This window comes from Vibrio breoganii (genome assembly GCF_024346795.1).
Taxonomy (GTDB): Bacteria; Pseudomonadota; Gammaproteobacteria; order Enterobacterales; family Vibrionaceae; genus Vibrio; species Vibrio breoganii.
Genome location: NZ_AP024864.1, coordinates 714,726 through 736,251, shown reverse-complemented (window position 1 = coordinate 736,251; position 21,526 = coordinate 714,726). Strand labels below are relative to the sequence as shown.

The following is a 21,526-nucleotide window of genomic DNA, read 5'->3' as shown; positions in this document are numbered from 1 at the left end:
AAGACCGTAGCAATTGCCACGGTCTTTTTGGTATTCATTAAGGCTAATGATTAACCTTTTTGAACTGCAGCTACTTCATCAGCAAAGCTCATTTCTGCCGCTTTTTCGATGCCTTCACCAACTTCTAGACGAACAAAGTCAGTTACTTCTGCGCCACGCTCTTTAAGAACTTCACCAACAGATTTCTTTGGTTCCATTACGAACGCTTGACCAGTTAGAGAGATTTCGCCAGTGAATTTCTTCATACGGCCAACAACCATCTTCTCTGCGATCTCAGCAGGTTTGCCTTCGTTCATAGCGATTTCAACTTGAACCGCTTTTTCTTTCTCAACTACTTCAGCAGGTACGTCTGAAGGGTTAAGGAAGTCTGGACGAGAAGCAGCAACGTGCATAGCAACGTGCTTAAGTACTTCTGCGTCGCCAGAACCAGCAACAACAACACCGATTTTCTCACCGTGACGGTAAGAAGCGATTTCAGCACCTTCAACGTACTGTACGCGACGGATGTTGATGTTTTCACCGATTTTAGCAACTAGTGCAATACGAACTTCTTCGAATTGTGCTTGTAGCTCTTCAACAGAAGCTTTTGATGCTAGAGCAGCGTCAGCTACTTCGTTAGCAAATGCAGTGAAGTTTGCATCTTTAGCAACGAAGTCAGTTTGGCAGTTAACTTCAAGAAGAACAGCAACGCCGTTTGCATCTTTAACAATGATCGCGCCTTCAGCAGCTACGTTGCCTGCTTTCTTAGCAGCTTTAGCAGCGCCAGATTTACGCATGTTTTCAATTGCTAGTTCGATGTCACCGTCAGTAGCAGTAAGAGCTTTCTTACAGTCCATCATACCTGCGCCAGTGCGGTCGCGCAGTTCTTTTACTAGAGCAGCAGTTACAGCCATTCTCTAATCCTCAAGTTGATTCAAAAGGTAAAATTCAGGGGCCTAAATTGGGGCCCCTGATGCATACTAGCACTTAGTTTATCTGCTGTTCGGTTTCCCGGCAAACAACTAAGTGTGACTTGGAGCTGCTATTACTCAGCTTCTTCTACGAAACCGTCTTTGTCAGCAGCAGTAGCAACGTCTTTGTTACGACCTTCAGTCACAGATAGTGCTGCAGCGTTTAGGTAAAGTTGTACCGCGCGGATTGCATCGTCGTTACCAGGGATGATGTAATCAACACCGTCTGGGTCAGAGTTAGTATCTACAACAGCGTATACAGGGATACCTAGGTTGTTCGCTTCTTTAACTGCGATGTGCTCGTGATCAGCGTCGATTACGAATAGAGCGTCTGGTAGGCCGCCCATATCTTTGATACCACCAAGAGATTTCTCTAGCTTCTCCATTTCGCGAGTACGCATTAGAGCTTCTTTCTTAGTTAGTTTCTCAAAAGTACCGTCTTGAGCTTGAGCTTCAAGTTCTTTTAGACGCTTGATAGACTGACGAACAGTTTTGTAGTTTGTTAGCATACCGCCTAACCAGCGGTTGTTAACGTAGAATTGGTTGCTTGCGATAGCAGCTTCTTTAACAGCTTCAGATGCAGCGCGTTTAGTACCAACGAAAAGAACTTTACCTTTTTTCTCGCCAACTTTAGCAAGCTCAGTTAGAGCTTCGTTGAACATAGGAACAGTTTTTTCTAGGTTGATGATATGAACTTTGTTACGAGCACCAAAGATGAATGGCTTCATTTTTGGGTTCCAGTAACGAGTCTGGTGACCGAAGTGAACACCAGCTTTTAGCATATCGCGCATTGATACAGTTGCCATTTTAAAATCCTCTAAATTGGGGTTAGGCCTCCACATTCCCCATGGTCTCGACTCCCTCTGTTTGCAATCGCAAACCGGAGCACCCCGAAACATGTGACGAAATGTGTGTGATTTAAGTAAATTAAGTGTGTGACATAGAAAAACACCTCGCCCTATTCAAAATAGGAAGACAATGGAATCTATCTCGGCGCGGTTTATACCATATTTTTGGGCTCGATTACCAGAAATATCACGTTTATTTCACTTAAGAGACGAAAGGCGTCCCTACTTGAGTTTTATTTTCATTTGCGAGTGTGCCCAGTGTTGTTAGAATAAAGGCAATTGAAGCAAGAGTTAACTGAGTACAGCATGTCGATAAAAATCAAAACTGAAGCAGAAATCGAAAAAATGCGCGTTGCCGGCAAATTAGCAGCCGACGTTTTAGAGATGATAGCCCCACACGTAAAAGAAGGGGTATCTACTGAAGAACTGAACAAAATCTGTCACGAATTTACCCTAGAAAACGGTGCGTATTCTGCTCCGCTTGATTATCACGGGTTCCCTAAGTCTATCTGTACTTCAATCAACCATATCGTATGTCATGGTATTCCTGCACCAGAAGACGCGGTGGGCAGCAACGGCCAAAAGAAACCGGCTGTACTGAAAAGCGGTGACATCGTTAATATCGATATTACGGTGATTATTCCGAACGATGAAAACGCCGACCTTAGCACCCGCCCTGAAGGCTACCACGGTGATACCTCTAAGATGTTCTTGATTGGCGATGTAGACCCAAGTGATAAGCGTCTTTGTATGGTGGCTCAAGAAGCACTTTACCTAGGGATGAAACAGGTTAAGCCTGGTGCGACTGTAGGCGAAATCGGTACGGTTATTGAAAAGTACATCAAAGAGAACAACAAAAAGAACCCACGCAACAAGTTCTCTATAGTTAAAGATTTCTGTGGTCACGGTATTGGCAATGAATTCCACGAAGAGCCACAAGTGGTGCACTATAAAAACTTCGACCGCCGCGTACTAAAAGAAGGTATGTGTTTTACCATCGAGCCAATGATTAACGCTGGCAAGTTCGGCTGTAGTATCGATGCCAATGATGATTGGACGGTTTACACGGGCGACGGCAAAAACTCAGCTCAGTGGGAACACACTATCGTAGTAACTAAAGATGGTTGTGAAGTGCTGACCCTTCGTAACGAAGAGTCCATCCCTCGATTGATGGTGAACAGTTAAGAGAAATGAGCCAGCGTAATGCTGGCTTTTTTGTGCTTGGAAAAATTCTGACCGACCTTAGAGAATGAGATTACACCGATCAAACTGATAGCTTAAAGCTGTCAGCTATCAGCTTTCAGTTCAAGTGCCAACTAACCGTCATCCCCGAGCGCTTTTCTGGGCCAGCACTCTGGTCGGGGGATCTAAAGCGCACAAGATATAGATTGCCGATAAGAGACTTCGGCAATGACGTGTTTTACTACCCTAGAGGGTTGTAAAACGATCGTTCTAAGTCATCGAGTGCATTTAACAAGGCTCTCTCACTATAAACTTCTAAACCCAGTATTCTGTTATATCAACCTCATCTATCTGCTCAGGGGCTAGGTAACGCTTAGCGTACTCAAGATACGTTCCGCTGCTCAAGAACAGGCGATATGTCTCTTTGTCTAGGTGCTCATCTTGCACCATGAATTTCATAATTCTCAAAGACTCACTGAGGGTCTTAGCGCTCTTGTAGGGTCTATCTGCGGCGGTCAGCGCTTCAAATACATCCGCCAACGCCATAATGCGCTCTGGGATGCTCAACTCCTCTCCCTTCAACTGTCTTGGATAGCCCGTACCCTTCATGGTTTCATGGTGAGTTGACGCGTAGCGTGGCACCTTAGATAAATCATCAGGGAATGGCATGCGCTCCAGCATTTTGATAGTACTGATAATATGCTCATTGATCTTAAATCTATCTTCAGCGGTTAGCGTGCCTTTGCGAATGATTAGATTGTAGACCTCCCCTCTGTTCGCGAGGTACTCAGGCACCTCCATCTTTATTTCAAAGCTTGGGTCATACTCAATCTTCGATGGATGTTTGTAGAGATGCTCAGCTTTATCTGCCAGCAAGGACTCAACGGCAGGAGTTACTGAGCGAATACCTCGAGACTCCAGACGTCGTTGCTCTTCTGGGGATAAGCCTAGCTGGTCATCTAAGTAGCGAGTCCAGGTGCGTTTCGCAATTTGTTCAATTCGCTCTACCGCCTCATCGTCCATGAATTCGCCCCCCACATTGGCATTGGCAACCTCAGCAAACTCTTGCTTTAACAGCTCAATGTCCCCTTGAAGAGCACTATCCTGCTCAGGTTGTAATGTTGGAGCCTGCTGCTGATAAAAAGCAATGATCTGCTCTCTAATCATCACCTCAAATCGAGTACGAACCTCATGGATACGATTGTAATTCGCCTCAAGCTTTGAGCCCTTGTCAACAATGTGCTCTGGGGTCGTGATCTTGCCACAATCATGCAACCAAGCGGCAATCCTAAACTCACGCCTTTGCGCATCGCTTTCAAAACCAAACTCAGCAAAGGAACCATCACTCGATTTTTCGGCCTGATCAACCAGCATAATGGCTAGCTCTGGCACCCGATTACAGTGCCCTGCAGTGTACGGTGACTTGTCATCGATGGCTTGTGCAATGAGCTTGATAAAGGAATCAACAAACTCCTGCTGCTGCTTTTCATAGACCGAAAGCTCATTAGCTGTAGTCTCAATCGATCGTGAGAGTTGATAGATCTCTTTTATCCGAGATGGCACGCCATCCACATCTGAATAGCGACGCTCTCGCACCTTCTTTGTCTCTTCAATCAAGGCTTGAATAGGACTCACAATAGGCTTTGAGAATATTCGAGATAGTGGGATAAGCAGAGTTAGCAGTGCGGCAGAACCTAAAGTAGACGCAACTACATTACTCAATGCAGCATCCAATAAAGATTCAGAAGGAACCGTAATGCTAAAATATTCAGTACCGCGTTCAAATAGGTCAATTTGTTCTATGTAAGTGAAATAACTCTCTCCATCCACCTCAAACGTCAGTAACTGGTCGCGCAGACTTTCATCCTTAGTGGCATCAATTAAGAATTCATACGGAACAACACCACTTGGGCTGCCTTTAGAAAACCACTTGGTCTCGAGAAAACGAATCTCTTCTGGTGTGAAACTCGCGATAGCTTGATTTATGATGTCGCCCACCTGGGAGTCAATATTCTCAATCGCCATATGAAAGGTATTGGTCGAATGAAGATCTTGCTTAGCGTCGACAACGTTGACCGTCAATCCATCAAAGAAATGCTGCTCTATGGTGCTCTCAAGAATTACATTTAGGTCCATTACTGCATCAAGATCGCCACTATAAAGAGAGAGCAATCCAGCATAAAGATCATCTAGCTCAACGATTTGAACTTCAGGGTGGCTCACCCTTATCTCTTCAATGATTGACCAGCCTTTCAAAATGCCCAGTTTTTTCCCAAGCAATTGATCAAGTCCGCCATAGCCGTTTCCTGAAGTGGCTAATCCAAAATCAAATCTAGCTAAGGGGGCACTCAACGCACCAAAAGATCTATTTGTGGCATTGTTCGCAACCGGATAAAGAATATCAACATCACCTTGCTTATACTCTTCAACAAGTTCAGCCCAACTAACACCATTGATGAACTTAAGGCGGATACCGGTTTTAAGGCCAATAATTCGCATCTTATCAACGAAATATCCTGCGGGTTTTCCGCGCACAGCAAAATCTAGGGGAGGCCAATTGGTTTGGTTTGATACCTCAATGTTTCCAATAGAGGCAATCAGGCTTTGCTGGTCTTTTGTTAAACTTAAAGGAGTGACATCAGGTAGCGAAATAAGTTTATTGTCATTGGAAGATGCCTTGAGTGCACCCGTTTCATCGTAAACATAAAATTCTGCGGGTAGCTTAGTTATTCCGTGTCCCAAGCGACCTTTTATTTTATTCGATAGTGTCTCAGATATGACATCCATCCCAAGCACACTGCCAAATACTGAATCGTCGATTTTTGAAGCATACGTTTGACCACTAACTTGAACATTGTGGAATAAATAAGGCTCTGTTTTAAAAAGATTCGAATTTTGCGCACCCACAAACCAAGGTCTTTGAACTGCATTATATTTACTTTCTACCGAAACCTTATCTCGTAGTTGAAATGAGTGGTCAAAGAACGAGGTTGTCTTTATGTTTTTTTGCCCTTGTCTAATTATTTCAACCAATACCCAACGATCCGATGATTCAGCACCTAGATCTTCTCTAATTTCCTCTAAAGAATTCAAATTGATGAGTTGATAAAAGTGGCCATCTGCCCTTGCCATATACAAACTATAAAATATCGGATCTCCTCTCATTAATTGAGCAAAGGCCGTTCTCGCCAGCAAGTTTTCATCGAACTGTTCAAAATCTTGTCCGAGGCCCGACAGTAATAAAGTCAAATTACTAAAGACCCTATCGACATTTTTCACTTCTTTGGTGATGAGGCTAGAGATATTTTGGTACTTCTGTAGTGCGCTTTGCAATGCTTGCTGTTTACTAAAGTAATACTGCAAACCAATCGCAACAGAGGCAGTGAGACAAGTAGTGAGGATAAAGAGACTGATCACTGTCAGTTTTATCGAATAACGCCTTTTCATTTTATCCTCTGATACAAAAATCCTTTCCTCATAGATTAGAACAACATTCCCTAAAGTGTCTGAAAATATTGGTTTTTTCCTTAATCTCTTCAAGGTATTAGAGCGCTATAAACTGAAGTTTGCCTTGCCATCAGACGTAAAATCAGGAAGTATCAGAAGTAGTGACCTTAATGCATAAAAAGGATTTAGTGCGTGCCAAACCTAAATGCCCTCTCCCCTACCAAGTTGCCTCAAGAACAACTTGATATACAGACTCTACGAACACTTCTTCAAGATTTTGGTGATCAGCAAAAGCACTCATTTTTTGAACATCACCTTGTAGCGGATCTCGTTCAAGAGCGCAGTGACTTCATGGACTCCTTGCTAGAGCGACTATGGAAGCACTATGGGTTTAATCAAATCGAAGGCGTGTGTTTAGTCGCTGTAGGCGGGTATGGCCGTAGTGAGTTACATCCGCTGTCTGATATCGACATCCTTATCCTTTCTAAAAGAACCCTTAAAGAAGAGTGGACTCCCAAGATCAGTGAGTTTGTTACCTTGCTGTGGGATCTAAAATTAGAGGTTGGGCATAGCGTACGAAGCGTCAAAGAATGCCTGCAGGTTGCTAGAGAAGATCTGACTGTTGCGACCAACCTTCAAGAATCTCGCCTCATTTGTGGCAGCCAAGATTGCTTTCAAAGCCTAAGAAATGAAATTGATTCTGATGAGTTCTGGCCCAGTGAAATATTCTACAAAGCCAAACTGGAAGAACAAAGAGAGCGACACGCTCGATACCACGACACAGGCTACAACTTGGAGCCGGACATTAAGTCCAGTCCAGGTGGTTTGCGCGATATACATACCCTGAGTTGGGTCGCACGACGTCACTTCGGTGCTACCTCATTATTAGAAATGAGCCACCATGGCTTTCTTACCGATGCCGAGTATCGTGAACTGCAAGAGTGTCAGAACTTTCTCTGGCAGATCCGATTCGCACTGCACATTGAACTAAAGCGCTATGACAACCGCCTCTCATTTGCGTATCAGGCGAAAGTGGCGGAAAACCTTGGGTTTACGGGTGAAAGAAACCAGCCTGTTGAACGCATGATGAAAGAGTTTTATCGTACCCTTCGTCGCATCACTGAGCTCAACAAAATGCTGCTCAAGCTATTTGATCAGGCGATATTGAATCAAGGTAAGTTAATCCCCGCTGAAATCATCAATGAAGACTTTCAGCGCAGAGGCCATCTTATTGAAGCGAGAAAGCCGGCCCTATTTCAGGCTCGTCCGGATACCATCTTGGATATGTTTATCCATATCGCCAACGACTCTACGATAACGGGTGTCGCGCCACCTACCTTGCGCCAACTGCGTACTGCCAGGCGACGCCTGAATCGATTTTTGCATACCATTCCTGAAGCGCGCGAAAAATTCATGCTATTGGTGAGACACCCCAACGCACTCACCAAGGCATTCAGGCTAATGCATCAGTTAGGTGTACTGTCTGCTTACCTCCCACAATGGAGCCAGATCGTTGGGCAGATGCAATTTGATTTGTTCCATGTCTACACCGTAGACGAACATAGTATGCGACTGCTAAAGCATATCCATAAGTTCAGCTTTGCAAAAAACAGGGAAAAGCACCCTATTTGTTGTGAGGTACTGCCCAGAATTCAGAAGCCAGAACTGCTGACCATTGCCGCCATTTTCCACGATATAGGCAAAGGCAGAGGTGGCGATCACTCCGTGATTGGGGAAAAAGAAGCGTACGATTTCTGTATCGATCACGATTTATCTAAACCTGAAGCTAAGCTGGTTGCATGGCTAGTGAGAAATCACTTGCTGATGTCTGTCACCGCACAAAAGCGCGACATTCAAGACCCTGACGTCATTGCCGAGTTTGCCAAAAAGGTGAAGACAGAAGAGTATCTAGAGTTTCTTGTTTGCCTGACCGTTGCCGATATTTGCGCGACTAATCCAGAGCTTTGGAACAGCTGGAAGCGCTCACTTTTAACTGAGTTATTCTACTCCACACAAAGAGCCCTGCGTCGCGGGCTAGAGCACCCCGTCGATGTCAGGGATAGAATTAGACACAATCAGCAACAAGCCTCTGCTGTGCTGCGTAGCCAAGGCTTTACGCCGCGTGAAATCGAGGTGCTATGGCAACGCTTCAAGGCTGACTATTTCCTTCGTCACACACCACAGCAACTGGCGTGGCACGCTCAGGCTATCCTTGAGCAAGAAGACCCTGACTCTCCATTAGTGCTGATCAACCCTCAACCCACTCGAGGGGGCTCTGAGCTGTTTGTATACACCAAAGACCAGCCTGTCCTCTTTGCCAGTGTGGTAGCCGAGTTGGATCGCCGAAACTTCAACGTACATGACGCTCAGGTTATGGTGAGCCGTGATGGATACATTCTAGACACCTTCATTGTGTTAGACCAAAACAACCAGCCTCTTGAAGAGCGCAGGCATGAAGCGGTTATCAAACACCTGCAACATGTCATCAAAGATGGTCGTTTGACTAAAATTAAGGTGCGACGCACCCCAAGAAACCTCGTTCACTTTAAGGTAAAAACACGAACAGAGTTTATCGAGACCAAAAACGCGAAACAGACGCTGATGGAGCTAGTCGCATTAGACACCCCTGGCCTGTTAGCGGCAGTGGGCGCGACCTTTGCCGAGATGGATTTGCACCTGCACTCAGCCAAAATCACCACCATTGGTGAGCGAGCGGAGGATTTGTTTATCATCACCTCTCCGGAAGGTAAAAAGCTGGATGCAGCGCTTCAAGAGACCCTACGTCAAAACCTAATTGAGAACTTATCGGAGCTGGCGCCAAACTAAAATGTGAATGAAAGCAGGGTTGAAGGGGATCTCGCTACCTAAGCACCTGATTCCCTGCTAGATTTACAATTAAGTATGAAAAGCCATACTCATACCAATCACACTAGGTAAGTGTTCAGTTATTGAGTACGATTGGTATCACGGAGCTCTTCACTAGGAAGTTCAGCAAATTTGATCGCAGAGGTGCCTATGTATCCACACCTAACCGGGTTGGGAATTCACGAAACAAAGCAAATTGACCGCTATTCATTGCGCCAAGAAGCTCATAAAGATGTTCTTAAGATCTACTTTAAAAAGCAAAAAGGTGAGTTATTCGCAAAGAGTGTAAAGTTTAAGTACCCAAGACAGGTAAAAAGTGTACTTATCGATGATGGTAGCGGGCAATACCGAAACAAAACAGAAATTAACCGCAATCTGACCTTGGTTATCGACGAGCTCAATACTCTGACTAAACCCGTCAAGTCTCAAGATGTCGACGTGAAACAAAAAATACTGTCAGATTTACGCCACTTAGAAAAAGTGGTTTCGGGCAAGATTGCAGAAATTGAAGCCGATCTAGAAAAGCTGAAATAATCGCCCTGATACAAAAAGCTCATACTTTAACTCATTCTAAGTATGAGCTTTTCTGTTTTATAACGCTTACTCGTCGTCGAATGCACCTTGCCATTCAAAGCGCTCAATGAGTTGTCGCCACGTTTCATCAAACTTTGCCTCAAGCACTAGTCGCACACCAGTAAAGGGGTGTTCGAACTCAAGCCTTGATGCATGCAAAAGTAAGCGGTCACTGGCTAAGTTCTCTTTAAACAAGCGATTGTGCTTGCCATCCCCATGCGTGGTATCCCCAACAATAGGATGACGCAAGTGCTTCATGTGTCGGCGTAACTGATGCTTACGGCCCGTCAGGGGTTGCAGTTCCATCAAGCAATATCGAGAGGTAGGAAAGCGCCCTGTTGAGAACGGCACTTCAATCTTAGCCAAGGGGCGGTAATCCGTTATCGCTTGCTGAGCTTCTTTCTCTTTATCGGCAAACTTGTCCGCAATCTTATCCAGTTCTACTTTCAAGGCGTAATCTAGTCGATCACCCTCTTCAATCCAGCCACGCACTATCGCATGATAGGTTTTCTGCATTTGATGCTCAGCAAACATAGGCATCATCTGTGAGGCAACCTCACTAGATAAAGCAAACACAAGCACGCCAGAGGTTGGACGGTCAAGACGATGTAAAGGGAACACATGCTGACCTATTTGGTCACGCAGTGTCTGCATGACAAACTGGGTTTCATGCTTATCGAGCCAAGAACGATGCACTAACATCCCTGCAGGCTTATTAACGGCAACGATAAACTCGTCTTGGTAAATGATCTCCAACATTACGCACATACCTCATCAATCTCTTTCAGCACTTTAATTACCTTTGCCCATTCTGGCTTACCCTGACAAGTTTGCTCAAAGTACGGAGAAATAGCGAACCCAACAGGTAAGGCTTGCTGCGAGCTTACAATCTGTTGCATTTTTGGAATGAAGATCCATTGTAGCCATTGCTCAGGATGAAGAGTATCCACAGCAAAGGGTTGGGTGCTCATCAGCGCCTCAGGAGACGGCTTATTTACTTCCCACAAGCCAGATTGCTTGAGGGTATATTCCGCATCGATGAGCAGTTTTTGCGTCTGTAGGTGAACTGTATTCAAGCTATTTCTCTTGTTACTCTTGAAATTCGGCGCAAGATTACCATGTTATAGGGAGAGTATGGGTTATTTAGATGTAGGCAAATGGAAAATATTTCGACACTGACACAGATATTACGAGACAGCGATTGTCACTTTAAGGTACACGACTTAGGTCGCCGTATCGAATTGATCCCTAACGATGAATTTGAAAGTATTGAACTAGGCCGACAAGCCTATCCTTACCCTATTCAGCGCCAAGCGCAATTTGCCATCACCTACTGGAACGAGCAAAAGCAGCCTTGGATTTGGTTCCTTAAGTTCGACTTGGACGAGCGTGGTTTATTAAACTCAGCCGACATTGGTAACTTCATCAAGTTTGTACTTGAGGCTATGGGTTCAAGACTGCAAAAAGAACTGAATGAAGAAGTGCAAGAGCAACTGGCTAGCAACCCATACACCTTCAAGCCAAAAGAAGACAAGCTAGCGGTATTTAACAGCCAAGTCAGTGCTGAGCTAGATCTATCTCCAAGTCAATATTATGCCCATGCTTTGACCTATTTTAAGGGCGATCTCGGCTGGAATAATTGGCAAACTGTCGGCCTGCAAGGGATCACAGATATCTGCGCTCGTCTAAAAGAATCGAACAATGAGTTGATGGTGAAAAAAAGCCTCTCTCAACTGCCGACTCAGCCTCTGTACGCTTTATTAGGAGCCCTAGAGCATTGTGATATCAGCGACTCTCTCGCCACCAGGTTGTATGACCTAGCGTTGGATCAGCTAAATCACCCAGAGGGTGACCTATTCCTATTATCAGCACTGGCTCGCGCACTATCTGGCAACAAAGGGAATAAACTCACTTCTCTTGTGACGGCTATTTTGTCAGAGAGTAAATATTGCCATCAGGAAGTTTTGATCGCTATTGCCGGTCGCTGTTGGGAGCCACTTCAGCAAAGCACGCTTGCTGAACAATTCTTAGTAAGACTGGCACAAACCAATAACCAAGGGCTATTCAACCAACTATTTGCCGACCTAGTGATGCAGCCGAAGCTGCGCATGGTGATATTGCCAATGCTTCACCAAGCTCCCTCACAAGAACTGGCTCAAGCATTAATTACCTTACAAAATAATACTAAGGGACAAAGCTAAATGGACAACCTGCTCGCCATACTCGGGTTAGCGATTTTCCTTACTCTATTCTGGCAACACAGACGCCAGGCCGAGTTGGCCAAGACTGCCATTATTAGGCATTGCAAAAAACTGGAACTGCAGGTTGTCAGCATTTCTTCTGGAGCGCACAGAATACGTCGCCCCGATGGTAAATTGGGCTGGCATACGGTATTTGCCTTTGAGTTTTCAGCCCTAGGTGATGATTGCTATCAAGGCGAATTAACCATGGTCGGACTGCGAGTCTCGCATTTTCACACCGATCCTCATCGCATCTAATTTACTAAGCGATAGAGATAATAAACACCATACTCATCCTCGTGTCGGGAAGCTTGTATAAAACCAAGCTTCTCTATCACTCGCTCTGACGCACTATGCCCTTCATCAATAGTCGCAAATACACGCGGTTTTGAGAGGTTATCAGGCAGTTGTTCCATCAACATTTTCAGCGCTCTAGTCGCATACCCCTGCCCCCAATACGCATTATCAAAGATGAAGCCTAGCTCCCAGCCCTCTTCTTGTTCGCTGATAAATAGATGCCCTACATAACGACCATTAACCTCTACTGCTCGAGCTATCGTTGATTCCTCACCCTGCAACTTATCAAACAGCCTTGAGGCACTTTCATAAGAATGTGCGCCATTCATGTGGGCGCGATTGATCGGGCACGTATTAAGGCGAATAAATTCTTGCCGATCTCGCTCATGATAGTCACGGATAATAAGCATGGTTAAGCCTGCGATTGATAAGTTGCTGTGTACTCATGATAGTGATTTCGATAGGATGACGATAAATCGTTAAACCAGAATTGATACTATGCTCACTAAAGAAGTTACCGACGAATTAAATCAGATTTTCCAAGCACTTGAATCTGAAGGTAAAGAACCTACCATGGCACTTGTCAAAGCACGCCTTGGCAGTAAGGTTCCTATGCCAGCACTCATTGCCGCTATCAAGAACTGGAAGAGCACCAAGCGTGTTCCAAAAATTGAAGTCGCGGTGAATAGCGAGAGTTCTGATTCAAAGATTGAAACACTAGAGAAAACGATCATCGAGCTCACTCGCCGTATCGAAGCACTAGAAGGTAAGCAATAATGAAGATATGGGTCGATGCCGATGCGTGTCCAAAGGTCATTAGAGAAACACTAGTGCGCGCCTCTGAGAGAACAGGAATTGAATGTATCTTTGTTGCCAATCACACTATCCCACTGCCTAAGCGCAACACCATTCGCTTTGTGCAGGTCAGTCAAGGCTTTGATATTGCCGATGATGAGATAGCGCTGCGCATAGAAGCCAATGATCTGGTCATTACCTCAGACATTCCCCTTGCTGACGAAGTCATCACTAAGGGTGGACAGGCATTAAGCAGTCGTGGGGAGTTATTCACTAAGGAAAACATTAAGGCTCGCCTTAACGTGCGTGATTTCATGGACACTATGCGTTCATCAGGAGTGCAAACCGGCGGCCCAAGTGCATTGTCACAGACTGAGCGACGCGACTTTGCCAATGCGCTAGATAGGATTTTAGCGCGAGCGAAGAAATAGAAGGAACCTAGGATCTAGATCCTAGGTTCTAGATCCTGATTTATCCCGCTTCAGACTCAGCTACGATGGATAGCGCCAGCGCCTCAGCTACCTTGATACCATCGATGCCTGCAGACAGGATACCGCCTGCATAGCCCGCGCCTTCACCTGCAGGGAAGAAACCCTTTAGGTTGATGCTTTGGTAGTCTTTACCACGCTTGATGCACAGTGGCGAAGAGGTGCGAGTTTCTACACCCGTCAGCAAACCGTCTTCCGTTGCAAAACCCTTAATCTTCTTATCAAAGGCAGGGATAGCTTCACGTATGGCTTCGATTGCGTAATCTGGCAATGCCTTAGACACATCCGTTAGCTTAATGCCTGGAGTAAATGAAGGCTCAACCTCTCCCAATGCGCTTGGATCGCGACCTTTCAAGAAGTCGCCAATCTTCTGCGCTGGAGCATCGTAAGTCTCGCCGCCCAGTTTAAATGCGCCAGACTCTAGCTCACGTTGCAGGCGAATACCCGCAAGTGGGTCACCTGGGTAGTCTTGCTCAGGGGAGATACCCACTACAATCGCACTATTGGCATTGCGCTCGGCGCGAGAGTACTGGCTCATACCGTTGGTTACTACGCGCCCCTCTTCAGAGGTAGCTGCAACCACTGTGCCGCCCGGGCACATACAGAAGCTGTATACAGTGCGACCGTTCTTACAGTGGTGTACTAATTTGTAATCGGCAGCGCCAAGGATTGGGTTACCTGCATTTTTACCAAAACGCGCTTCATCAATCATTGATTGCTTATGCTCGATACGGAAGCCAACAGAGAATGGTTTTGCTTCCATATAAACGCCACGTTCGTGCAGCATCTCAAAGGTATCACGTGCGCTATGACCCACAGCCAATACAACGTGACGAGACTTAATAGTTTCACCATTAGACAGTGTCAGGCCAGTCAATTGGCCGTCTTCCATATGCAGATCATCAACACGGGTGCTAAAGCGAATCTCACCACCCAGTTCAATGATTGTTGCACGCATTTTCTCAATCATGGTGACAAGTTTAAAGGTACCAATATGTGGCTTGCTGACATATTTGATCTCAGCAGGGGCGCCCGCATCGACAAACTCGTTGATCACCTTGCGGCTATAAAACTTAGGGTCTTTGATCTGGCTATACAGCTTACCGTCAGAGAAGGTTCCTGCTCCGCCTTCACCAAACTGCACGTTTGATTCTGGATTTAGGTTGCGTTTACGCCAGAAGCCGAAGGTATCTTTAGTACGCTCACGAACTTCTTTTCCTCGCTCAACCACGATAGGTTTAAAGCCCATTTGTGCCAGCACCAAGGCGGCAAACAAACCACAAGGGCCAAATCCAACCACAACTGGACGCTCGGTGTAGTTCTCTGGAGCTTGTGCAACGAACTTATATTCCATATCAGGAGTTTCACGCACGTGCGGGTCGTCAGCAAACGCTTCAAGCAGTTGTGCTTGGTTTTCTACTTCAACATCTAGGGTGTAAATCAGCAGGATCTTTGATTTTTTACGAGCATCGTAGCCACGTTTAAACATATTAAAAGAAAGCACTTCCTCAGAAGTGATGCCTAGTTTTTTCACTATGGCAGCTTGAATAGCCTCTTCCTTGTGATCTAAAGGAAGCTTTATTTCGGTCAAACGTATCATGCAGATGTCTCGTAGTAGGTGTCTTAGCTAAAGGGTAAAGCGCATAAAGCCAGGTAGAATACCAATCGTACTAAATAACTGGTCATTCTAGCTGGTTAAAATACTCGATAACTGCCTTAGAATTTTTGATTGTAGAATAACTACTTATCGAAAAATCCTGCCTTGTTCTCGAGCATTTTTCCTGCGCTATTTATGATCACTTACTTAGTGTGATTGGTATAAATCGGCGAATATTCACTCACACTTGCTCACAATGGCGGGGATTTTACGTTAACTTGAGAGGTCTGTCATATTAATTAACCGCATCTTGAGACAATTTACTTTGTAGTGGGAGTGCTAAACTAGGCGGTAAGCATGACAAATAAAAGCACAAACCCTTGAAGATTTTATAGGACAAATATTGTGTTTTTGTTTGGTATCCGTATCATCGCCCATCCGAAAATAGACTAATGAGAGTTCATCACCATGGCGTTTGTCGTAACCGATAACTGTATAAAATGTAAATACACCGATTGTGTGGCGGTATGCCCTGCGGACGCATTTTATGAAGGGCCTAACTTTATGGTGATAAGCCCTATAGACTGCATCGATTGTGGCCTTTGTGTGCCGGAATGCGATGCCGCAGCTATCTTTCAGGAAGATGAACTAGCCCCAGACCAAGAAGTCTTTATTCAGCTGAACGAAGAACTCGCTGAAGAATGGCCAAACATCACTGAGGTTAAGCCCGCCCTACCCGATGCAGAAAAATGGAATGGCGTGCCTAACAAGTTGGATATGCTGGAGAGATAATCCCACCAGCGTCATTGGTTTTTGTTAGCTGTGTTGACGGCGAAGGTTGTCCAGAATGATGCCTGTTGCCATCGCGACATTCAGCGACTCTGCACCACCAAAAGCAGGAATGGTTACCTTATCGGTCACAAACTTTGCAGCCTGTTCACGAACACCATGAGACTCACTGCCCATCAGTAAGATACCGTCCGCAGAAAAAGCTTTCTTGTGAACGCTCTCTCCCTCTAGAAATGCCCCATATACTGGCAGCTCTGCTTGTTCTAGGTAGCTAGGTAGATCTAACTGGCTCACAAACACTCGGCCAAAGCTTCCCATGGTCGCACTGATGGTCTTAGGGTTGTATGGATCGGCGCAATCCGCGCTCGCAACAATATGCTTGATGCCGTACCAATCTGCTATACGAATAATCGTACCTAGATTGCCAGGATCGGATACACCGTCTAAGGCAATCATCAGTCCTTCCGCCTTTGGTACATCAACGCGTGGGATCTCAACGATTGCAATGGCCGCGTTATTACTCACCAAAGTGCTGGCTTTTGTCAGCTCATCGAGCGTCGCCTCAACGCGGTCAAAGCCTTTTAGTGACTGACTATTCTCTGACAAGAAATCAGCGGTCGCAAAAACACTCTTAACCGTGAGCTGGCTGTTGCTTAATTCAAGGACATTTTTCTCCCCCTGAACAAGGAACAATCCATGAGCCTTGCGTTGTTTCTTCTGGCCTAGGGCACGAATAAGTTTTAATTGGTTTTTAGAAATCATTCTTTTTCCAAAGGATTAGATTTAGGTTCACAACTTAAAAGGGCGTTACTTCAAGTGATCCCAAGAGATATTTGACAACAGTCGGCACGAGTCGCATTTAAAGTGGAACATGTCATGCAGAGGTTCATCTAATAACCACTCACCACCACACTTCGGACATTTGCGTTGTTGCTCCTGCTTTAGGCTCTCGCCTCCCACTTGATACAGATAATAGTAGGTCGGTACCTTAGTGATGTATTCAATACGCCCGCGCAAATCCCAACCACGGCGGTAGATGTCACTGTCGACCGAGTTTAATTCGCGTAAGGCCGCATGCTCCGCCTTACAGCCACCCGCCATCTGCAACTCATCACACGCCTGCCACTCTGTTTGCCATTTAATAATGGATTTATGGTCACCATTGAGCGTGGGTGGATTACGATATAGAGGGATCGGCATAAATGAGTCACCACTTCTCAGTGGCGAGCAGGTATGCACATAGGTGGTATAGAGGATCTGCCAACTAGGGGCATCCTCTGTGCATGTTTCTTCTGAATTAAGATCTTGCCCCAAGACTCTCAATTTCGGCGCGAGCAATCCTGCCTCTGATAGCTTTGCCATAGAAAAGCGCACGAAGTCCGAATGGTTTTTTGGGTGCAGGCTGTCTTTTTCAGGACACACGCAACGCAAGCTAAACGTCCCACCATCGATTGCGAGGGGAAACTCTCTGCCTAATACCTGACCATTGAAACGCAGCGCCTCCATCAGGCCATTGATGGACTTCTCAACCGCGGTGAATGTGGTGTTGTCATAGCATTCGAACTGCAATTCACAGACAAACATACTAGACCTCTACATCCAGTTGTTGCAGGAACTCCAGTAGATTTTCCGCAAGCACTTCACGCTTGTCGGTACCTAGCGATTCCAGCACTACATTCCCGCTAATGTTACATACAGAGATTACATCAAGGTCTGAATCAATGGCGGCGATAAACACCGTAGGTTTTAGCTTTAAACGGCGCTGTGTGACTAGGTGACCCAGAATGTTTTCTTGTAGGCGAACAAAGTCTTCATCGCTCCATACTTGCAACAGAGTAAGAGGCTTACCTTTCCAGCTCATGGTCAAGTCAGCGCTATAATGACTGCCGTAGAACTCTTTAATATCAGAGTGCAGCAACAGCTCAATTCCCTGCTCTACATTGGTAAAGTCGGCATGTTCATCACGTTGAAGTGGTTTCCAGAATACCTCTCCTGATTTGCTGTCTTGAATACAGGGAGAAGCAACGCCCACCAGCTCTGAGCTGGTCGGTAGTGTGCCGTACTCTTGCTCAAAGGTTTTCAGGTATTGTTGATGAATTGAGTTAAGCGCATTGGCGATTGAATTGGACATAAATAACCCTACAGGCGTTCCGTTGATGACATCGAAGTATCTATTCAGTAAAATTCCTAACATTCTACTCTATAACGCAGTGTAAAATGAGCAAATATTCAGACGCAAAAGAGCTTGCCGGGCTAACCCTTGGCCAAAAAACGCAATACGCTTCTCTCTATGACCCCGAGTTGTTGCAGGCAGTACCAAGAAGCCTCAACCGAGATGATCTGGAGCTTGGCGATACATTGCCGTTTAAGGGGCAAGATATTTGGACGTTATACGAGTTATCTTGGCTCAATGCCAATGGCTTGCCACAAGTGGCTGTTGGCGAGGTTTCTATACCTGCGAGCTCTCCAAATTTGATTGAATCCAAATCCTTTAAGTTGTATCTAAACAGCTATAATCAAACGAAATTTAGTGATTGGGACGCGGTGAAAAATCAATTATCTGTTGATTTATCCGCTTGTGCAGGAGGAGAGGCTTCGGTGACCTTGAGTCGAGTTCAAGACTTTAACCAGCAGCCTATTGTCGATATGCAAGGCGCTTGTATTGACGAACAAGATATCTCAATTACAGAATATGAATTCAGCACTGACTACCTCAAGGGCAGCGTATCTGAAGAATCCGTGGATGAGGTATTACACAGTCACCTTCTAAAGTCTAACTGCCTAATTACCAACCAGCCAGACTGGGGAAGTGTTGAGATTCGATACAGTGGTAAGAAAATTAATCAAGAGGCTCTATTGCGCTACCTAGTGTCATTTAGAGAACACAACGAATTTCACGAGCAATGCGTGGAACGAATCTTCACGGACATCATGCACTTCTGCCAGCCGAAGACTTTGTCGGTTTATGCTCGCTACACGCGCCGCGGTGGTCTAGATATCAATCCGTATCGCACCAGCTTAGACAGTGAATCAAACGCTCCAGACAGCACTTTGCGCTTGGCGAGACAATAAATGATGGGTTCTTTGTTCAGGTTATCCACCCTCCCCCTACTTACCTTGTTGGTCATCGTATTTTCGCTACCAACGACCGCGAGTGAGACCACCAGCAGCCTGACAAAGGACCTAATTGACGCCAGACGCTTAGTTCACGTTACGCCTTTACAATCAAAGAATAAGGCCAAGGTTTACCTTAATAATCAAGGCAACCTGAGAAACGAAGAAGATTTCTCGACCAATGCAGTCAAACGTAAGATGACGCCGATTGCAAAGGCCACCAACCAAATTCACGCGTATCAAACCATAGGTATCGCTGACTATATTCTTGGCAATTACCGTTCATCGCTGTCTAGCCTAGAGCAAAGTATCTCCATCTCTGTCGCCAATCACTTGATCGTGCGAGAAATTGAGTCTCGCGTGCTAAAGACCAGCTTGTTATGGAGAATGACTGAGGACCTTCGCAAAGTAGAGGCGCCTCTTGCTGAAATCGAAGAGATGATGGAGTCGTCGCATATTGAAGGCTTAACCAAGGATAGACTTGAGTATGAGCTGAGCTTGGTACATGCCAAGGTCTACTCAGATATAGGTGAAAACGAAAAAGCCGAAAAAAGCTTTCTACGTGCAAAAAAATACGCCGAAGGGCTCCCTAGCTACCAGCAAGGCCTCGAAGCAAGCCTTCAACTGGGGCAGCACTACCTGAAAGTCCATCGATTAAACTCAGCATTGAAAGAGTTAATTGAAAGCTACTGGGTGGCAATCGGTAAGGATAACGCTCAGTATATCGCTCGAGCCAATCACCTGTTGGCTGACCTCTATTTCGAGCGCCAGATCTATGCAAAAGCCCAAGAGCACTTATCTCAAGCAGCGAGCTATTACGGAAACTACGACCAATCGCCTCTGTTTGCGACCGTTTTGCGTAAGCTTGCGGATGTCTACTTCATTCAAGGTCGCTACAACCTCGCACTGGTTCACTACTTTAACGTACTAGATCAAGAGCTGGCGGAAAAGGATCTGGAAAGCATTATCGACTTGAGACTAAAGCTCACAGAAACCTATCTAAACCTGTTTAATTTCACTTTGGCAGAGCGCTATCTAAACCGAGCAACCGAGTTGCTCGACTATACCGATATCAAAGCACAAAGAGTGAAGTCGACACTGCTGACCGCAAAATTAGACTTCCTGCAGAACGAGCCTAAAAAAGCAGAGAAGCTGGGTAAAGAAGCCCTAGAACAAGCGCAAAAGATGGGCGATCAGTCCATTCAGTTAGAGGCCTTATCACTACTGCATCGCGTGACTAAATCCGTCAATAAAGACAAAGATTCGCTCACCTACCTTGAGGAATACAACAGGCTTACTGCGATTAATCTCCAGCAAAAGGATGAGCTGATAAGCCGAACCTTCCTCAATCAAGTCTCTTCTATTGAGCAGTCCTTACACTATAAGGATCAAGTAGACGAGCTGAGCGACCTGAGTGTTGATTACGACAAGTCCAAAACTCTAACCTTAGTGTTAGGTGTCACTACAACCATCTTGTTCTTCTTGGTGGTGCTAAATGCACGTCGTCTAGGGCGCAAACACAAAATCATTGCAGAGCTGAGTCAGGAGCTCTACACACACCCTCGCTCTGGTCTAAGAAACATGAGGATGTTGAGTAGAAAACTGCCTACTTCTCTCAACAAGTCAGTGACCAGCTATGAGCAATGGCGATTTGGACAACTTATCGATGAGCCGCTAAATGATCGCTTAAAGTTCGCCTTGATTAACGTGCCAATGATCTTCGATATCTATGCGAAGCATGGCTATAAAGCAGGACGATCTACAGAGAAAGCCTTTGGTGACCACATCAGAAATCACCTTAAAGAGGGCACTCGTCTTTATCATTTGTCAGACAGTTCATTCTTGTATATCGAGCCGAACCCACAGAAGTTGCATCAACCTGAGCTTCTATTTGATCGATTCAAGGAGGTCATTGATAACTTTGAAACCCAATATGAGGTCGATCGTATGTTCGGTGTGAGCATTGCCGATTACCCGTTTTTACCAAGAGCCTATACCGCTATCAACGATGAAGACCTTATTGATCTTCTGTTGTTAGCTGCTGATATTTGTGACTCTGTGGTGCAACTTGAACAGGAAAGTCAGTGGGTGTCCTTCACCGCTATTCCACTGGCACCGGCTGCGTGCTTTGCTCAAGATGATATGCGCCGTTCTATCTTAAATGCCATTCGAAACGGCTTAATCAAAGTCCATTCGTCATGCCTAGAAGAGAGTTTGACGCAAGCTTTGGAACAGCTACCCAAACATGAAGATGCTCAGGATTTAACCTAACGATCATTTTAAGCTACTAATTTTAGTCGAATTTTTATTGCAATTGTTAGTCTGGCATCTACTGTTAAGG

The 21,526-nt window shown here is 45.4% G+C and carries 20 protein-coding genes; 10 read left to right on the top strand and 10 right to left on the bottom strand.

The genetic code is table 11. The features are described 5' to 3' along the window. Positions 1-50: 50 nt before the first annotated feature. Together tsf and rpsB are read right to left on the bottom strand one after the other, a co-directional pair. Positions 51-893: a translation elongation factor Ts gene (tsf, locus tag OCU35_RS03490; protein WP_017032658.1), complete on the bottom strand. Its 843-nt coding sequence runs from the start codon at positions 891-893 to the stop codon at positions 51-53. 131 nt (positions 894-1,024) lie between these two features. Further along, on the bottom strand, positions 1,025-1,756 hold the full coding sequence (gene rpsB / locus OCU35_RS03485) for a 30S ribosomal protein S2 (RefSeq protein ID WP_038133582.1): 732 nt from the start codon (positions 1,754-1,756) through the stop codon (positions 1,025-1,027). A gap of 348 nt (positions 1,757-2,104) precedes the next feature. On the opposite strand from rpsB, the gene map reads away from it, so the two are divergent. Beyond that, a complete protein-coding gene (gene map / locus OCU35_RS03480) occupies positions 2,105-2,983 on the top strand; it encodes a type I methionyl aminopeptidase (RefSeq protein WP_261825655.1) in 879 nt (292 codons plus the stop codon). Between the two features lie 312 nt (positions 2,984-3,295). Here map and OCU35_RS03475 read toward each other — a convergent pair whose 3' ends face one another. After that, positions 3,296-6,427, bottom strand: a complete 3,132-nt coding sequence (locus OCU35_RS03475; protein ID WP_261825654.1) for an HD domain-containing phosphohydrolase — start codon at positions 6,425-6,427, stop codon at positions 3,296-3,298. A 192-nt stretch (positions 6,428-6,619) separates the two neighbouring features. Between OCU35_RS03475 and glnD the strand changes: the two genes are divergently transcribed. Beyond that, complete coding sequence (gene glnD / locus OCU35_RS03470) at positions 6,620-9,253, top strand: bifunctional uridylyltransferase/uridylyl-removing protein GlnD (RefSeq protein WP_017029977.1); 2,634 nt, start codon at positions 6,620-6,622, stop codon at positions 9,251-9,253. Between the two features lie 189 nt (positions 9,254-9,442). Continuing rightward, the gene (locus OCU35_RS03465; protein ID WP_026012768.1) at positions 9,443-9,826 is read left to right on the top strand and encodes a DUF3461 family protein; all 384 of its coding nucleotides are present in this window, start codon (positions 9,443-9,445) and stop codon (positions 9,824-9,826) included. 66 nt (positions 9,827-9,892) lie between these two features. Here the strand turns inward: OCU35_RS03465 and truC are convergent, their stop codons facing one another. Together truC and OCU35_RS03455 are read right to left on the bottom strand one after the other, a co-directional pair. Continuing rightward, positions 9,893-10,633: a tRNA pseudouridine(65) synthase TruC gene (gene truC / locus OCU35_RS03460; RefSeq protein WP_026026269.1), complete on the bottom strand. Its 741-nt coding sequence runs from the start codon at positions 10,631-10,633 to the stop codon at positions 9,893-9,895. Continuing rightward, positions 10,624-10,941, bottom strand: a complete 318-nt coding sequence (locus OCU35_RS03455; RefSeq protein ID WP_017029980.1) for a YqcC family protein — start codon at positions 10,939-10,941, stop codon at positions 10,624-10,626. Before OCU35_RS03455 ends, truC begins: the two co-directional genes overlap by 10 nt. Before the next feature lie 81 nt (positions 10,942-11,022). Here OCU35_RS03455 and OCU35_RS03450 point away from each other — a divergent pair, with 81 nt between their 5' ends. Next, positions 11,023-12,066: a DUF3549 family protein gene (locus OCU35_RS03450; RefSeq protein WP_261825653.1), complete on the top strand. Its 1,044-nt coding sequence runs from the start codon at positions 11,023-11,025 to the stop codon at positions 12,064-12,066. After that, a complete protein-coding gene (locus tag OCU35_RS03445) occupies positions 12,067-12,363 on the top strand; it encodes a DUF3301 domain-containing protein (protein ID WP_017243178.1) in 297 nt (98 codons plus the stop codon). Here OCU35_RS03445 and OCU35_RS03440 read toward each other — a convergent pair. Beyond that, a complete protein-coding gene (locus OCU35_RS03440) occupies positions 12,360-12,812 on the bottom strand; it encodes a GNAT family N-acetyltransferase (protein WP_102359773.1) in 453 nt (150 codons plus the stop codon). The two genes, OCU35_RS03445 and OCU35_RS03440, sit on opposite strands and share 4 nt — an antisense overlap. 88 nt (positions 12,813-12,900) lie before the next feature. Here OCU35_RS03440 and OCU35_RS03435 point away from each other — a divergent pair, with 88 nt between their 5' ends. Further along, positions 12,901-13,179 carry a hypothetical protein gene (locus OCU35_RS03435; RefSeq protein WP_017029984.1) on the top strand — a complete coding sequence of 93 codons (279 nt, stop codon included), beginning with the start codon at positions 12,901-12,903 and terminating at the stop codon, positions 13,177-13,179. After that, positions 13,179-13,628, top strand: a complete 450-nt coding sequence (locus OCU35_RS03430; protein ID WP_261825652.1) for a YaiI/YqxD family protein — start codon at positions 13,179-13,181, stop codon at positions 13,626-13,628. Before OCU35_RS03435 ends, OCU35_RS03430 begins: the two co-directional genes overlap by 1 nt. Before the next feature lie 40 nt (positions 13,629-13,668). On the opposite strand, the gene OCU35_RS03425 is transcribed toward OCU35_RS03430, so the two are convergent. After that, positions 13,669-15,285 carry an NAD(P)/FAD-dependent oxidoreductase gene (locus OCU35_RS03425; protein ID WP_017029986.1) on the bottom strand — a complete coding sequence of 539 codons (1,617 nt, stop codon included), beginning with the start codon at positions 15,283-15,285 and terminating at the stop codon, positions 13,669-13,671. A 465-nt stretch (positions 15,286-15,750) separates the two neighbouring features. On the opposite strand from OCU35_RS03425, the gene fdxA reads away from it, so the two are divergent. Then, on the top strand, positions 15,751-16,074 hold the full coding sequence (fdxA, locus tag OCU35_RS03420; protein ID WP_017029987.1) for a ferredoxin FdxA: 324 nt from the start codon (positions 15,751-15,753) through the stop codon (positions 16,072-16,074). Between the two features lie 24 nt (positions 16,075-16,098). On the opposite strand, the gene OCU35_RS03415 is transcribed toward fdxA, so the two are convergent. From OCU35_RS03415 to syd, 3 genes are read right to left on the bottom strand one after another with little or no spacing between them, the layout of a single operon-like run. Next, on the bottom strand, positions 16,099-16,833 hold the full coding sequence (locus OCU35_RS03415; protein WP_017029988.1) for an RNA methyltransferase: 735 nt from the start codon (positions 16,831-16,833) through the stop codon (positions 16,099-16,101). A gap of 45 nt (positions 16,834-16,878) precedes the next feature. Then, the gene (locus tag OCU35_RS03410; RefSeq protein WP_017029989.1) at positions 16,879-17,655 is read right to left on the bottom strand and encodes a Zn-ribbon-containing protein; all 777 of its coding nucleotides are present in this window, start codon (positions 17,653-17,655) and stop codon (positions 16,879-16,881) included. 1 nt (position 17,656) lies between these two features. Then, positions 17,657-18,202 (bottom strand): SecY-interacting protein, encoded by a 546-nt coding sequence (gene syd, locus OCU35_RS03405; RefSeq protein ID WP_017029990.1) that lies wholly within the window; start codon positions 18,200-18,202, stop codon positions 17,657-17,659. Positions 18,203-18,288: 86 nt separating this feature from the next. On the opposite strand from syd, the gene queF reads away from it, so the two are divergent. Next, complete coding sequence (gene queF, locus OCU35_RS03400) at positions 18,289-19,143, top strand: NADPH-dependent 7-cyano-7-deazaguanine reductase QueF (protein ID WP_261825651.1); 855 nt, start codon at positions 18,289-18,291, stop codon at positions 19,141-19,143. After that, positions 19,144-21,456 (top strand): tetratricopeptide repeat protein, encoded by a 2,313-nt coding sequence (locus OCU35_RS03395; protein WP_017029992.1) that lies wholly within the window; start codon positions 19,144-19,146, stop codon positions 21,454-21,456. The last annotated feature ends 70 nt before the right edge of the window (positions 21,457-21,526 follow it).